This is a genomic window from Microbacterium sp. KUDC0406 (assembly GCF_021582875.1).
Taxonomy (GTDB): Bacteria; Actinomycetota; Actinomycetes; order Actinomycetales; family Microbacteriaceae; genus Microbacterium.
This window is the reverse complement of record NZ_CP091138.1, coordinates 2,342,591-2,357,370: the sequence shown is the minus strand read 5'-3', so window position 1 is coordinate 2,357,370 and position 14,780 is coordinate 2,342,591. Positions and strand designations below refer to the sequence as shown.

Sequence of the window (14,780 nt, the reverse complement as noted above, 5' to 3'; positions counted from 1 at the left end):
TTTCGTCTCAGTCGCTGCGCTCCCTCGCTCAACGACCGGGTGGGGTCGGCCTCTGGTCGTTGAGCGAGCGGAGCGAGACGAAACGCTCTCGGAATCGGCGACCGCCGTAGGCTGGGGGCGTGGACTTCATGGACCAGATCGTGCTGACCGGACTGACCGTGTTCGGACGCCATGGCGTGTTCGACCACGAGCGCAGGGACGGGCAGGAGTTCACGATCGACCTCACTCTGCACCTGCCGCTGAAGGACGCCGCGGCATCCGACGACGTCGCCGACACGGTGCACTACGGCGAGCTGGCCGAGAGGGTCGCGGCGATCGTCGCCGGCGAGCCGGTCAACCTCATCGAGACTCTCGCAGAACGGATCGCCGACGCCGTGCTCGAGGACGATCGAGTGCGCCTGGTGCAGGTCACCGTGCACAAGCCGCACGCACCGATCCCGCTGAACTTCGCCGACGTGTCGGTCTCGGTGATGCGCGGCAGGGGGCAGGCGTGAAGCATCCTCGCCCCGACCGCACTCTGACGCAGGTGTCCGGCTTCCCCGATCCGCGACCGGCGCGCGAAGCCGAGGTCGCCGTGGTCGCGCTGGGCTCGAACCTCGGCGACCGTGGCGAGACACTGCAGCGCGCAGCGGAGCGGCTGCGCCGGCTGCCGCTCGTCGACGAGGTGCGGATGTCGGACCCGATCGAGACCGTCGCCGTGCACCTGAGCGGTCCCGACCCGGATGCGCCCCGCTATCTGAACGCCGTTGCGCTGGTGACCACCCGTCTCGCCCCCGAGGTGCTCCTCGGCATGCTGCACGCGGTCGAGGAGGAGGAGGGCCGGGTGCGCCGGGAGCGCTGGGGCGACCGCACCCTCGACCTCGACCTGATCGCCTATGGCTCGTTCGCCAGTGCGGAGCCGCATCTGCATGTGCCGCATCCGCGTGCCGCGGAGCGGCTGTTCGTGCTCGAGCCGTGGCTGTCGCTCGACCCTGAGGCCGTGCTGCCCGGCAGCGGGCGGGTCGCCGAGCTGGTCGCCTCGCTGCGCACCGACGAGGACGGCACCGCCGGAGATCAGGGAGCTGCGCGGTGAAGCGCACCTCTCCCGGTCTGCTGGCGGTGCTCGCTCTGCTCGGCGCGGCTGCGGGCTTCGCCCTCGATCACTTCCTCACCGTCTCGGGAAGAGCCACGTTCACGCCATCGCTCTTCCTGCCGGTGCTCCTCGTGCTGCTCGCGATCGTGGTCGTGCTGCTCGCGCTTCCCGTGCGCCGCAGCGTGCGCGGAGGCACACGCATCGACCCGTTCCGCGCGCTGCGCGCCGCGACCCTGGCACGCGCGTCCAGCCTGCTCGGCGCGATCCTGCTCGGGCTCGGCGCAGGCCTGGGCGTCTTCCTCTGGTCGCGTCCCGTCGCTCCGCCGGTAGGGTCGATAACGGCGATGATCGCGGTCGTGGTCAGCTCGATCGTGCTGATCGCCGCCGCACTCCTCGCAGAACAGTTCTGCACCCTGCCGAAGGACCCCGATGACCGAGAGCCAGACGACCCCGCCGAGTGACCAGAACGAGCCCGGTGCGCCCGTCCCGCCCGTGACCCCGCCGGCCCCGCCGGCGGCTCCCGCGCAGCCTCCGGCCTCCGTCACGCCTCCTCCGGCCGCGCCGCCGGTCGTCCCGCCGGCACCCGTCGTCCCGCCGGCACCCGCCGCACCCGCAGCATCCGCCGAGGCACCGCAGAACCCCGTCTCCGAGCCGGCCGTGCTCGACCAGGGCAACTACGAAGCCCTGCGCACGCCGCGCTCCGAGGGAGCGCTCGCCCTGGACGGCACCTGGCATCAGATCTCGCAGCGCTACGTGGCCTCGCAGATGGTGCAGAACACGCTGTTCATCGTGCTGGTGGCCGCAGCCGCCGCGGTGCTGTCGTTCGGCTTCGAGCAGACCTGGGCCTGGATCCCGGCGGGTGTGCTCATCCTCGTGACACTGGTGACCATGGTCATCCTGCCGCGCCAGGCCAAGGCCATCGGATACATGCTGCGATCCGACGACATCGTGTTCCGCCGCGGCATCCTGTGGCAGCGGATGGTCGCCGTCCCCTACGGACGCCTGCAGCTGGTCGACATCACGCACGGCCCGCTGGACCGTGCCTTCGGCGTCGCGCAGCTGAAGATGGTGACTGCCGCCGCGACCACCGGCGTGCAGATCCCGGGCCTGAACCAGCCCGCCGCCGAAGCCCTGCGCGACACCCTCATCCAGGTCGCCGAGACCCGCCGGACCGGGCTGTGAGCGCACCGGTCCCGCCGCCCGCTCAGGGGCCGGTGACGCCCGCACCGCCGATCCTCCCGGACGGCGGCTCGTCGACCCTCGCGGACGGCGACTGGCACCGGATGCATCCGCTCACCCCGCTGCTCAAGGGCGGCCTGGTGCTGATCATCGTCGCCGGCCTGGTCATCTCGAACATGCGCGACCGCGTCATCAACTGGCTCGTCGGCATCTTCGCCCCGGAGGAGGCCGTCGGCGACATCCCCGACGGCGACCCCGTCGACTGGGTGTTCGCGAACGGCCTCGCCTTCGTCGCGCTGCTCGTCGTGCTCGCCGTGCTCATCGTCGTCATCGTGATCTTCTGGGTGGTCTGGCGGTTCCACCAGTTCCGCATCACCGGGTCTCACGTCGAGGTGCGCAAGGGCATCATCTTCCGCTCGCAGCGGAGGGCGCCGCTGGATCGCGTGCAGGGCGTCAACCTCACCCGCCCGTTCCTGGCACGGCTGATCGGCCTGGCGAAGGTCGAGGTCGTCGGTGCCGGCACCGACGCGAACGTCGAACTGGAGTACCTGGCCACGGCGAAGGCCGAGTCGGTGCGCGCCGACATCCTGCGCCTGGCATCCGGCGCGCGATCGGCTCGCCTCGCCGCATCGGCCGGCACCGCGGCCACCGCGCCCGGCACGATGCGTCAGCAGTTCGTCGGCTCGGTGAACTCCGGTGTGAACGACCTGATCGCCGGCGTCGATCTCGCCGACGTCGCCCCCGAGAGCGTGGTGAAGATCCCCACCAGGCGCCTGGTCGGCTCGCACCTGATCAACGGCATCGTCTGGCTGGTGTTCTTCGGCCTCATCTTCCTCGTCGCGATGGCGTCGGTCATCATCTCGTCGCTCGCCGACGGCGAGGCGATCCGGAGCGTCGTGGTGCTCGGCATAGGTCTCGGCATGGGCATCCCGATGGTCATCGCCGTGGTCGGCATCGCCTGGACGCAGATCTCGCGCTCGCTGCGGTACTCGATCGCCCCCACCGCCGACGGCATCCGCCTCACCTTCGGGCTGCTCACGACCGTGACCGAGACTCTGCCACCCGGGCGCATCTTCGCCGTCGAGGTCGTGCAGCCGCTGCTGTGGCGGCCGTTCGGGTGGTGGTCTGTGCGCATCAACCGGATGTCGGGCAAGAGCGCCTCCGCGCAGCAGTCCAGCACCGCGCAGCAGTTCAACATCGTGCTGCCGGTGGGCAAGCGCGCCGACGTCGAGCGGGTGCTCGCGCTGGTGCTGCCGGATGCTCCGGCGTCGGTCATCCCGCTGATCTGGGAGCACGGCGTGCTGGGGCCGGTCGCCGGCGACCCGTACCGCACGACGGCGCGGCGTGCCCGGTGGACGCATCCGTTCAGCTGGAGGCGTCAGGGATACGCGGTCACCGAGTTCGCACTGATGACGCGCCGCGGAGCGCTGTGGCGCAAGCTCGCCGTCTTCCCCCTGGCCCGGATGCAGGGCATCGCGATCAACCAGGGGCCGATCGCCCGCGCGCAGCGCGTCGGCGGCGCTCAGGTGCACACCGTCACCGGTCCCGTCTCCGGGAGGCTGACCGGGCTCGAGCGCGACGACACGATGCGCCTCGTGGACGAGGTCGCCCTCGCCGCCGTGGCCGCGGCGTCGCGTGACACCTCGCACCGCTGGGCGGAGACCGCGCAGCCCTCGGGTCGTTGAGCGAGGGAGCCTGCGACCGAGACGAAACGGTGAGGATGGGTGTGGGCTTCGGGGCCCTCGGGTCGTTGAGCGAGGGAGCCTGCGACCGAGACGAAACGGTGAGGATGGGTGTGGGCTTCGGGGCTCTCGGGTCGTTGAGCGAGGGAGCCTGCGACCGAGACGAAACGGTGAGGATGGGTGTGGGCTTCGGGGCTCTCGGGTCGTTGAGCGAGGGAGCTTGCGACCGAGACGAAACGCATTCAGGTCTGCTGTGGGCGTTTCGTCTCTGCGTTTCGACTCGCCTGCGGCTCGCTCAACGAACGCGTTCCTCGCTCGCTCGACGACCCGGGCGGTTCGTCAACGACCGGAGGGGAGCACCACCCGATGATGGTCGGTGACCGACGGGGTCTCGTCGCGGGGCCTGCGTCCGGTCTCGTCGGAGACCCGCACGTCGATCGACTGGACGATCGGGTCGTGCAGCCCCACCATCCGCACGTCGCAGATCAGCGTGCCGGAGCGGCAGGGCACGGTCCAGCGCAGCGCCGAGGCATCGGTCGCCGAGACGATGCGCCCCTCGAAGGGCACGGCAACGGCCAGCGGGTCGCCGGTCTCGGTGAGAGCCGCCAGAAGCCGGCGAGTGCGCACGTCTGCAGGCACATCGCGCAGCACGTTGCGGGCCAGCGGACCCGCCTGGTCCCAGGCAACCGCCCGTCCTGAGCGCAGCAGCTCGTCGACGCGGCGGGCGGCCGCGACGGTCTGCGGCCACGGGCGCACGACGGCGGCCGGCGCGTCGATCCCGCCCAGCACGTCGTGCAGCAGGCCGCCGGCGACGCGTCCGGCGCCGAACTGATCGGAGTTGCCGAACACCACCACGCCGATACCCGTCGCCGGGTGCCAGCGCATGTGCGACGAGAACCCGGGCAGGCCGCCGGCGTGCTGCACGACCCTGCCGAAGCGGCGGTCGTGCTCCACGACGAGGCCGTAGCCGTAACCGGCACCGTCGAGCTCCCGTTCGCCGAACTGCCCCACGGCCGGGGTGATCAGCGTGTGCGCGACCTGCAGCTCGCGCCGCGAGGCGGCGCTGAGCACGGCGTCCTCGGCGTCCGGTGCGAACGCCGAGCCGAGGAACCGCATCCACAGCGCGATGTCCGAGACCGTGCTGAACAGGCTGCCGATGCACCCGAGCGCCCCGGTGCCGACGAAGGGCTCCGGCACGAAGGAGTCGCCGTCGTCGAACGTGCGGAAGCCGTGCGCGAGGTCGGCCCCGGCCGGATACAGGTCGGCGGATGCCCGGGTGTCGGCGAGTCCCAGGGGATCGAGCATCCGCTCCCGGACGACGTCCTCGACCGGGCGACCGGTGACCGTCTCGATCGCGCGACCGGCCAGCGACTGACCGACGTTGGAGTACTGGTACGCGGTGGCGGGAGTCGCCGACAGCCGGAGACCGTCGCCGACGAGAGCGCCGACGAACTCGCGGGACTCCCCGAGGTGCTCGTCGCCCCACGGGTTGTCCTCGGCGAGACCCGAACGGTTGCTCAGCAGCGTGTCGAGCGTGATGCGCGCCGGGCGGCCGTCATACGTCGCCGCTGCCGCCTCGGGCACGTACTGCCCGATCGGCGCGTGCAGGTCGAGCAGCCCCTCATCGCGCAGTGACAGCGCGGTCGCGGCCAGGAAGCTCTTCGACATCGAGGCGATCCGGAACACCGTGCCCGCGGCGGTCGCCGAACCGTCACGGCGTGGCTCGCCGTGCGTGCGCACCGCCACCACCTCACCTTGCCAGGTCACGGCGGCGACGGATGCCGGGGAGCGGCGCAGCGTCGCGGCGTCCAGTCGCGCGGCCAGCGCTTCGACGGCGACGCCGGGCAGGTCCGTCATCACGAGGTCCGTGCCGCGGCGGCCGCGCGCACCTCCGCGGCGAACGCCGCGGCCAGCGCCCTGCTCGCACGGGTGTTGACGTCGTCGACGTCACGGGCCTCGGCGAGGAGCTCGGCGACCGGCCGGTCGCCCTCGGCGCGGGTGGTCGGCTCCTGCCAGCGCGTGAGGTCCTCGGCGCCCACCTCGGGGTGGAACTGCAGCCCGCGCACGTGCGCACCCAGACGGAAGGCCTGGTTCTCGACGGCCCCGCTCGAGGCGAGCAGCACGGCGTCCGGGGGAGCACCGTGATCATGTCCTGGTGGTTCTCGATCATGTGCGCGGCATCCTCGAGCGCGGAGAGCACGGCATCCTCCGCGCCGTGCGACGAAGGCGTGATCAGCGTCGCGCCGCGCTCCTTCGGCCCGAACGAGGCGCGCACCTCGCCGCCCGCGACATGCGCGAGCAGCTGCCCGCCGAGGCAGATGCCGAGCGTCGGCAGGTCGGCGTCGATCGCCTCCCTGGCGAGCACCCGCTCCTGCGCCAGCCACGGCGCGCGATCGTCGTCATCCGGCATGAGGCCGCCGCCGAGCATGACCAGTCCGTCGTAGCCGTCCAGGTCGTCGGGCAGGCCGTCGGACCCGAGCACGGCGTCGACGACGACGCCCTCCTCCTCGAGCCAGCGGCCGAGACGGCGCGGACCGGAAGGCTCGGCGTTCACCACCACCAGCACCCGCGGCGCCTGTGCTGCGGCACGCCGGGCGAGGTCGACCGATGGCGCGAGCGACACCGGTTCGCCGGCGGTGCCGGCGAGGAACGCCGTGTGATCGGCGTCGGAGGCCTCGAGCACCCGCAGCACGTTGCCGTGCGCGACGGCTTCGAGGTCCTGCGGCGACCACCCGCGCCCGCGCAGCTCGTCGAGCAGGTCCTGGTAGCGCGAGACGTCGTCCAGGCCCGTCGGCATCGATCCTGTTCCGTCGTAGTCGGCGCCGATGCCGACCGCGTGCACGCCGGCCACGTCGCGGATGTGCTCGATGTGGTCGGCGACCGCGGCGATGCCGACGACCGGCGGTTCGCCGCGCTCGCCGGCGAGAACCCAGTCCCGTCGGGCCTGCGAGACGAACGAGGGCACGAACGCGACCATCACCGCGCCGCCCTGCGCGCCGATCGCGGCGAGCACGTCGTCGGGCACGTTCCGCGGGTGGTCGCACAGCGCCAGCGCGCAGGAGTGCGTCACCACGACGGGGCGAGTGCTCACCGCCAGCGCATCGCGCATCGTCGTCGGCGCCACATGGGCGAGGTCGACCAGCATGCCGATCCGGTTCATCTCGCGCACGACGTCGCGGCCGAAGTCGGTCAGTCCGCCGTGCTGCGGCTCGTCGGTCGCCGAGTCCGCCCACGCGATCGTGCGCGACCAGGTCAGGGTCATGTAGCGGGCGCCGAGGCGCGCGTACTGGCGCAGCACCGCGAGCGAGCCGTCGATCTGAGCACCGCCCTCGACGCCGATCAGCGACGCGATGCGCCCAGCGGCCATCGCCGTCCGGACGTCGTCGGCGGTGTGCGCGGCGGCGAGGCGGCCGGGGTACGCCGCGATGAACCGCTGCACGAAGTCGATCTGCTCCAAGGTGGCGGTGACCTGCTCGGCGCCGGTCAGCTCGGGGTCCACCCACACCGACCAGAACTGCCCGCCGACGCCGCCCGCGGCGAGTCGCGGCAGGTCGGTGTGCAGTTCCGGCACCGGGCCGTCCAGGCCCGCCGTCGTCGACCCGAACCGCTCGCGGCGCGCCCAGGCGAGGTCGTTGTGTCCGTCGATCACCGGAATCATGTGTCAGGCCCTTCGATCTCAGATGGTGAGGTCAGCGGTGCGCACGGTGTTCTGCCGCACCCACTCGACATCCACGTCGTATCCGATGCCGGGGCCGTCCGGGACGGCGACGACACCGTTCACGGCGACCACCGGTGAGGTGATCACGTCCCTCGCGTAGTACTTGGCGGAACCGGAGACGTCCGAGGGCAGCGTGAAGTTCGGCAGCGAGGAGATCGCGACGTTCGCCGCGCGCCCCACGCCGAACTCGTGCATGCCGCCGCACCAGACCGGGATGCCGGCATCCCTGGCGACATCGTGGGCGCGGCGGGCGGCGAGGAGACCGCCCATGCGGGACACCTTGATGTTCAGCACCCGCCCGGCGTCCAGTTCGATCATCGTTCGCAGGTCGGCCAGGTCGACCACGGATTCATCGAGGCAGACGGGAGTGCCGATCCGGCGCTGAAGCCGGGCGTGCGCGGGGAAGTCACGCGGTTCGTAGGGCTGCTCGATCATGGTGAGCGACTGCTCGTCGAGGGCGCGGAGTATCTCCGCCGACTCCGCCGTGTCGGGATAGGCCCCGTTCGCGTCGACGTGCAGATCGAGGTCGGGGTAGTGGCTCCGCACGGCTCGTACGGGCTCCGCATCCCAGCCGGGGGCGATCTTCAGCTTGATCCGCGGGTATCCGGCGCTCACCTGGCGCTCGACCTGGGTCAGCAGCTCATCGATGCTCGGCTCGATGCCCAGCGAGACGCCGGCCACCACCTCGGTCCTCGTGCCGCCGAGCACGGATGCCAGGGAGCGCTCCTGCGCGCGGGCGTGCAGATCCCACGCCGCGGCCGAGAACCCCGCCTTGGTGAACTCGTGTCCGCGGACCTTGGACCAGGTGCTCTCCAGCGCGGCCGGTTCGTCCCACTCAGTGCCCAGTGCGGCCGGAGTGATGTAGCGCTCGGCGACCGACCAGGCCGTGTCGGTGATCTCGGACGTGTAATACGGGTCGGTGGGAGAGGCGATCTCGCCCCAGCCGGTTCGGCCGTCGTCATCGACCGCTCGGACCAGGATGTGGCGCAGGCCGCTCTTGCGATGCGAGCTGGTCTCGAAGCTGTGCAGGAGCGGCAGTGACACCTCGAACAGCGTGATGCGTGTGATCCTCATCCCTGCGACTCCGCTCCCGCGACGGGCCCGGTGAGCGGACCGGGGTGGTACAGGCTCAGGTCGCTGCCGAACCTGTCGCGCACGGTCAGTCGCCGGCGGGCGCCCTTGGCGCTCGCGGTGGTGAGTGTGGACAGCAGGTGGCAGACCGCGGCGACAGAGGTGGGGGAGTCGGCGTAGGACGCCGATCCGGTGTGCACCCGGATGAGGGCCGAGGCGATGGATGCCAGCGGCGCGTCCGCGCTGTCGGTGATGACGACCAGCTGGCCGCCGGCCTCGCGGAACAGCTCGCCGAAGCGCACCGTGTCCTCCCGGTAGCGGCGCATCGAGAACACCACCAGCACGTCGCTGGCCCGCACGTCGGTGAGCACGGTGAGCGGCGTGAGGGCTCGGCCGTCGACGAGGAACACGTTCGAGAGCGTCGCGGAGAGATCGGCGCCGAGCAGCTCGGCGTACGCGGCGGCCTTGCCCTGCCCGCCGATGTACCGTCGCCGGGCGCCGAGGATCAGGGTCGCGGCGCGGGGCACGTCACCGGTGCGCGAGAGCTCCTCGAAGGTCTGTGCCAGCGAGCGAGTCTCCGCGTCGATCACCCGCGCCTGCAGCGCTTCGGCGGACACGTTCGTGCGGATGCGCTCGCCGTAGCGCTCTCCGGGTGAGACCAGCGTCCTGTCGTGGGCGTCCTCGTCGTCCGTGGCCGGTGAAGGGGGCCTGTTCGCGCTCACTCTTCCTCCTCATCGAGGCGGCGCACCGCGAGGTGCGCGGCGGTCCTGTCGTCGATTCTCGTGCACGCGACGAGCACGCGTCCCTCTGTGACGAGGCTGCGCAGGGCGGCGCGCACGGTGCTGCAGATCGGGGCGTCGCCAGCCGGCCGTGCGGGGACCGGCAGCCACACGGCGTCGCCGCCCGCCGAGACCGGGCGTCCCCAGTCGTCGGGGCCGAACGCCGGGGGCTGCAGCGCGCGCTCGGCGGCGTACGGATCGCCGGAACGGTCCAGCGCCCACTCGACCACGATGCGGTCGGTGCCGGGACGCCCGTAGTAGTCGTCCTCGTAGCCGATGCCCTCCGCGCCGAGCGTGCTGAAGTTGAAGTGCGCGTTGCGGGCGAGGGACGGGTCGAAGGTCCAGCGCATCCGCCGCTGCCCCCACTCCAGGGCGATGTCCCGCTGGGCGCTCTTGAGCAGCCGTCCGACGCCCGCGCCCTGGTGCCCGGGGGCGACGACCGCCGCCTGCGAGTAGTGGAAGTCGTTCCCCGCACGGTCGCGGCCGGCGAAGCCGTAGGCGAACCCGACGAGCTCGCCGTCGTCGGTGTGCACTCCGACCGCCGAACCTCCGTTGCGCGCCAGGGCGCTCAGCAGGTTGGTGTTCAGCTGCAGGTCGGGGGTGTCGTAGTCGAAGACACGCGCGTACAGCTCGGCTGCCGCGTGCAGCTCCGCGTGGCTGCGCAGCGTCGAGCAGTGGTACCGTCGCCCCGATGCGTCGTGCATGATACGTATCCTATATTCCGTTGACTCCCGATCCGAACGTCGAAGATATCCGAGGATCGCGAGGGAATCGATCATCCGATATGTTTCATAACAGCGCGTGAAGGGGGTGCGATCATGACGGAATCCGCGACGGCGGAGGCGGACCGCGTGCTGGCCAGGCTGCGCCGGCTCGTCGAGATCGAGTCGCCCTCCTTCGACCGTGAGTCCGCCCGCGAGATCGCCTCCGTGCTCGCCCAGTGGTGGTCGGATGCCGGTGCGAGGGTGCGTCTGGTCGAGAGCGATGCCGGCCCGCATCTCGTCGCCGAGGTCGACGGCGAGGGCTCCCCGCTGCTGCTGGTCGGGCACACCGACACCGTCTGGGCGCGCGGCACCCTCGACGCGGAGGTGCCCTGGATCCGTGACGGCGACACCGTGCGCGGCCCCGGCGTCTACGACATGAAGAGCGGCCTGGTCGTGATGATCGCCGCGATCGAACGGCTGCGCGCTCGTCCGCACCGCGCGGTGCGCGCGATCCTGGTCTGCGACGAGGAGGTCGGCTCCCCGCTCTCGCAGGACCTGCTGCGGGAGTGCGCCGTCGGCGTCGCCGGCGCGATCGGCTTCGAGTCGCCGCATCCGGACGGGGCGATGAAGGTGGGCAGGCGCGGCAGCACCCGGCTGCGGCTGCGGGTGCGCGGCCGCGCCGCGCACGCCGCGCTCGACCCGGATGCCGGGATCTCGGCGATCGACGAGCTCGTCGATCAGCTCGTCGTCATCCGGGGCGTCGTGACCGACCCCGCACTGGCGTCCGAGGTGCTCTGCAACGTCGGCACGATCGGCGGCGGAGGACGGGCCAACGTCGTACCGGCCGAGGCCGAGGCGGAGATCGGCCTGCGGTTCCTCGACGGCGTCACCGAGGGTCGGGTGCTCGAAGCCCTGCGGGCCCTCGCCCCCGTGCGCGCCGGCGCCGTCGTGGAGACGACCGTGCTCAGCCATCGTCCGGCGTGGAGTCCCTCCGCCGCCGACAGCCATCTGCTCGAGCTCGTCGGCGCCGCCGCTGCCGGGATCGGTCAGACCGTCGACGGACGACCCGCCGACGGCGCCGGCGACACGAATCTGCTGGGCAGCCTCGGCATCCCGACGATCGACGGCTTCGGCCCCGCGGCGGCGGCGCCCACGCCGTCAGCGAGCACGTGGACCTGTCTTCGCTGGCCTCGCGCATCGACCTGCTCGAGGCCGTGCTCGCCGACGTCTGAGGCGTTCTCACCAGGCCCCGTCACCCGGGGCCTCCGGCAGCTCGTGCCCGCGCGGGGTGACCAGGTAGACCGTGCGGCGGCTGCGCGACCACGCCGTGTCGAAGGCGGCGCGCGGATAGGTGCGCAGTCCCGCGTTCCCGCCGGGACTCGCCGGGTCGGCGACCAGCACGTCGCCGTCGGCGGTGAAGCCGCGGATCACGACCAGGTGACCGGTGGGCGCCTCGTAGTCGGCGCCGGGCAGCTCGGCGCGGTCGGTGAACCGGATCGACGAGATCACCGGGATGCCGGCGTCGGTGAGCGCGCGGGCGTCGCGGAGCGACGGCAGCCGGGTCACGACCGCGTCGAAGCCGAGGCTGCCGGCGACCGCGGCGTTGAACGACCAGTTGCCGGTGCCGGCGTAGACCGTGTCGTGCACGGCGCGGGCGACCCAGGGCACGTGCGAGTCGGTGCCGTCCGGGGCATCCGCCGGTGCCTCCGGCACCTCCGCACCCCAGGCGGTGAGCACCATCGTCAGCGAGGTCGGCGAGCACCACACCGGTCCCCCGCCGAGGTCCTCACGGGCGGGGTAGGCGCGCTGCGACAGCGGTCGCAGGGCGGCCGCGGCGCCGACGACACCCGCGGACGATCCGTCTGCGGCGACCAGCGCGGCATCCGCCGGCGCGGTGAAGCTCGCCGCGGCGAGGAGGAGTGCGGGCGCGGCATCGGGTCGCCCGTCGAGGGTGACGCGCAGCTGTGCCGCATCGAACGGATGCGCGGGACGCGCCTTCAGCACGTCGGTGTCGACGAACGGCGCGCCGGAGGCGGCATCCGGGGTGCCCGAGGGGCTGCGACGCGCACCCGGTTCACCCCACTCGGCGAGGAGCAGCCATTCAGACCAGGTACCGTCGATATCGCGTGCACGGATCTTCACGTGCGCCGAGACCCCGGCATCCGCGTTCCACGACGCGACCGCCTGGTCGGCGGCGAAGCCGGGCTCCAGCACGGCGGACGTCCACCTGCTCCCTTCCCAGCCGGTCTCCGGATCGGCGCGGAGAAGCCGGGTGCGCCAGTTCGGCGCCGTGGGCGGGGTCGGAATCGGCACGGTGGCTCCCTGATTGTTAGGACCGATGATCTGTAACGGATCATCGGTCGCAGAGGCGTGCGCTGTCAAGGCTGATCCAGCCATGCAGGCCGTCGGAGCGGACGTCGTTCCACCGTCCGTTTCACAGAGCAGAACAGGTGACGTAGGCTGTAGATGCGTCAATGCAGCCGCCGAGACCCTGTTCGCGAATTGTCGAGGATGACATCGCGAATGTCCCTTCGATGGCAACGATCTGGTACGAATCTGTTGACCAGAGTGCCTGACGTGCGGTTCTATAACTGAATCCCACGGGGCCCCTCCCCAGGGCTCCCGCACCGAAAGAAGGACGCTGATGCGAACTCGTCACAGTAAACACCTGGTCCGCGCCTTGTGCGTGGCGGCCGCCGCCGCGATGGTCGTCGCTCCCGCCACGGTCGCGAACGCGGCCGGTCCCACCGGCATCCATGCCGCGGACTCCTCGGCACCCCCCTCGAGCAAGTCCGACGCCAAGACGCTTCGCGTGGCGACCTCGGGCTTCGTGGACTCGTTCAACCCGTTCACCTCGATCTACCTGCTCCCCACCAACACGCTGCGCTACACGTACGAGTTCCTCGTGCAGAACGCGCAGGAGGACGGCTCGCCCACGAAGGGACTCGCCGACAAGTGGGAGCCGTCCGACGGCGGCAGGACGTGGACGTTCACGCTGCAGGACGGCCTGAAGTGGTCCGACGGCGAGCCGATCACCTCGGCTGACGTGGCCTACACCTACCAGTCGATGATCGACGACCCCGCACTGGGCGTCGCCAACGGCGGCCTGCTCGCCAACCTCGACTCGATCGAGACGCCCGACGACAAGACCGTCGTGCTGAAGATGAAGGACCCGCAGGCGCCGAACCCCGGCGTCGAGATCCCGATCGTGCCCAAGCACGTCTGGGAGAAGATCGACAATCCCGCCGAGTACGCGAACGACAAGGACGTCGTCGGCTCCGGTCCGTTCCTGCTGGAGAGCTACAAGGCGAACCAGTCCATCGTCCTCAAGGCGAACAAGGAGTTCTGGCGCGGCGCCCCGAAGATCGACAAGATCCAGTACATCTACTACACGAACAGCGACGCCCAGGTGCAGGCGCTGCGCTCCGGCGACGTCGACATGGTCACCGGTCTGACCGCGACGCAGTTCGAGGCCCTGGAGGGCGCGAAGGGCATCACCACGCACTCCGGGCAGGGTCGCCGCTACTCGGCCATCAGCTTCAACGTCGGCGCCAAGACCCAGGACGGTCAGGCCTACGGCAACGGCAACCCGGCCCTGCAGGACGTCGCCGTCCGCCAGGCGATCCGTCTCGGCACCGACACCGACACGCTGCTCGACAAGGTGCTCGGCGGCTACGGTGAGCCGGCCACCAGCTTCGTCCCATCGTCGTACCCGAAGTGGACGCTGCCGGCCGATGACAAGGTGATCATGAAGTTCGATCCCGAGGCGGCGAAGCAGAAGCTCGAGGACGCCGGCTGGAAGGCGGGCGCCGACGGCATCCGTGAGAAGGACGGCAAGAAGCTCACGCTGCGTCTGTTCGTGGACTCGTCCAGCACCACCGACCAGGCCGAGGCCGAGTTCTTCGTGCCGTGGATGAAGGACATCGGCATCGCGATCGACCCGAAGTCGACCGACACCGACACGATCACGGCCGAGACCACCAAGGGCAACTACGACATGTACTTCAGCGGCTGGAGCCAGGGCGCCGACCCCGACTACCAGCTGGGTATCAACACCTGCGCGGGCCTGGCGACCAAGACCGACGGGACGGGCGGCACGTCGCAGGACGGCTGGTGCGACCCCGAGTTCGACAAGCTCTACCAGGAGCAGCACACCGAGCTCGACCAGAGCAAGCGCGAGGCGATCGTGCGCGAGATGCTCGAGATGAACTACACCGCCACGCCGCAGATCGCGACCTGGTACGCCAACGGCCTGGAGGCGTACCGCTCCGACCGGTTCACGGACTTCTCGCTGCAGCCGAAGAAGGACGGCATCATCGCCAACCAGTCCGGCTACTGGGGCTACCTGACGGTGCGTCCGGCCGGTGACGAGGCGGCAGCGGCCGACGGAGGGCCGAACGTGGGCCTCATCGTCACGGGCGCGGTGATCGCCGTCATCGTGATCGGCGGCATCGTCTTCCTCGTGATGCGACGTCGCAACAGCGCCGACGTCGAATAACCCGCGCTTCGACAGGCTCAGCGACCCATGCTTGTGGGCCCCTGAGCCTGTCGAAGGGCTCATCGACAGCAGAAGGA

General features: G+C 71.1%; 13 protein-coding genes and 1 pseudogene. 7 read left to right on the top strand and 7 right to left on the bottom strand.

What is annotated here, in order from left to right; all coding sequences use genetic code 11:
• Positions 1-128 precede the first annotated feature (128 nt).
• Genes folB through L2X99_RS11775 form a run of 5 tightly spaced genes read left to right on the top strand, consistent with a single transcriptional unit; the run spans position 129 to position 3,936 of the window.
• Positions 129-494, top strand: coding sequence for a dihydroneopterin aldolase (gene folB, locus L2X99_RS11795; RefSeq protein ID WP_329608181.1), 366 nt, complete (start codon positions 129-131; stop codon positions 492-494).
• Positions 491-1,072 carry a 2-amino-4-hydroxy-6-hydroxymethyldihydropteridine diphosphokinase gene (gene folK / locus L2X99_RS11790; RefSeq protein ID WP_442923443.1) on the top strand — a complete coding sequence of 194 codons (582 nt, stop codon included), beginning with the start codon at positions 491-493 and terminating at the stop codon, positions 1,070-1,072. Before folB ends, folK begins: the two co-directional genes overlap by 4 nt.
• Positions 1,069-1,533 carry a DUF3180 family protein gene (locus L2X99_RS11785; RefSeq protein WP_236126567.1) on the top strand — a complete coding sequence of 155 codons (465 nt, stop codon included), beginning with the start codon at positions 1,069-1,071 and terminating at the stop codon, positions 1,531-1,533. Before folK ends, L2X99_RS11785 begins: the two co-directional genes overlap by 4 nt.
• Positions 1,502-2,254 carry a PH domain-containing protein gene (locus L2X99_RS11780; RefSeq protein ID WP_442923442.1) on the top strand — a complete coding sequence of 251 codons (753 nt, stop codon included), beginning with the start codon at positions 1,502-1,504 and terminating at the stop codon, positions 2,252-2,254. The genes L2X99_RS11785 and L2X99_RS11780 overlap by 32 nt, the downstream gene beginning before the upstream one ends.
• Positions 2,251-3,936 carry a PH domain-containing protein gene (locus L2X99_RS11775; RefSeq protein WP_236126568.1) on the top strand — a complete coding sequence of 562 codons (1,686 nt, stop codon included), beginning with the start codon at positions 2,251-2,253 and terminating at the stop codon, positions 3,934-3,936. The genes L2X99_RS11780 and L2X99_RS11775 overlap by 4 nt, the downstream gene beginning before the upstream one ends.
• A gap of 336 nt (positions 3,937-4,272) precedes the next feature.
• Here L2X99_RS11775 and L2X99_RS11770 read toward each other — a convergent pair whose 3' ends face one another.
• From L2X99_RS11770 to L2X99_RS11745, 5 genes are read right to left on the bottom strand one after another with little or no spacing between them, the layout of a single operon-like run.
• A complete protein-coding gene (locus L2X99_RS11770; RefSeq protein WP_236126569.1) occupies positions 4,273-5,790 on the bottom strand; it encodes a serine hydrolase domain-containing protein in 1,518 nt (505 codons plus the stop codon).
• On the bottom strand, positions 5,684-7,591 hold the full coding sequence (locus L2X99_RS18365) for a membrane dipeptidase (RefSeq protein WP_329608003.1): 1,908 nt from the start codon (positions 7,589-7,591) through the stop codon (positions 5,684-5,686). The genes L2X99_RS11770 and L2X99_RS18365 overlap by 107 nt, the downstream gene beginning before the upstream one ends.
• 18 nt (positions 7,592-7,609) lie before the next feature.
• Positions 7,610-8,725, bottom strand: coding sequence for an o-succinylbenzoate synthase (gene menC, locus L2X99_RS11755; protein WP_236126570.1), 1,116 nt, complete (start codon positions 8,723-8,725; stop codon positions 7,610-7,612).
• On the bottom strand, positions 8,722-9,444 hold the full coding sequence (locus L2X99_RS11750) for a MurR/RpiR family transcriptional regulator (protein ID WP_236135145.1): 723 nt from the start codon (positions 9,442-9,444) through the stop codon (positions 8,722-8,724). Before L2X99_RS11750 ends, menC begins: the two co-directional genes overlap by 4 nt.
• A complete protein-coding gene (locus L2X99_RS11745) occupies positions 9,441-10,205 on the bottom strand; it encodes a GNAT family N-acetyltransferase (protein WP_236126572.1) in 765 nt (254 codons plus the stop codon). Before L2X99_RS11745 ends, L2X99_RS11750 begins: the two co-directional genes overlap by 4 nt.
• 114 nt (positions 10,206-10,319) lie before the next feature.
• On the opposite strand from L2X99_RS11745, the pseudogene L2X99_RS11740 reads away from it, so the two are divergent.
• Positions 10,320-11,300 (top strand): annotated as a pseudogene (locus L2X99_RS11740) (M20/M25/M40 family metallo-hydrolase); the annotation flags it as partial.
• On the opposite strand, the gene L2X99_RS17910 reads toward L2X99_RS11740, so the two are convergent.
• Together L2X99_RS17910 and L2X99_RS11735 are read right to left on the bottom strand one after the other, a co-directional pair.
• Positions 11,252-11,374, bottom strand: coding sequence for a hypothetical protein (locus L2X99_RS17910; protein WP_268928509.1), 123 nt, complete (start codon positions 11,372-11,374; stop codon positions 11,252-11,254). The pseudogene L2X99_RS11740 and the gene L2X99_RS17910 overlap by 49 nt on opposite strands.
• Before the next feature lie 70 nt (positions 11,375-11,444).
• Positions 11,445-12,518 carry a C39 family peptidase gene (locus L2X99_RS11735; protein WP_236135144.1) on the bottom strand — a complete coding sequence of 358 codons (1,074 nt, stop codon included), beginning with the start codon at positions 12,516-12,518 and terminating at the stop codon, positions 11,445-11,447.
• Positions 12,519-12,891: 373 nt separating this feature from the next.
• Between L2X99_RS11735 and L2X99_RS11730 the strand changes: the two genes are divergently transcribed.
• Positions 12,892-14,703 (top strand): ABC transporter substrate-binding protein, encoded by a 1,812-nt coding sequence (locus L2X99_RS11730; RefSeq protein WP_236126575.1) that lies wholly within the window; start codon positions 12,892-12,894, stop codon positions 14,701-14,703.
• The last annotated feature ends 77 nt before the right edge of the window (positions 14,704-14,780 follow it).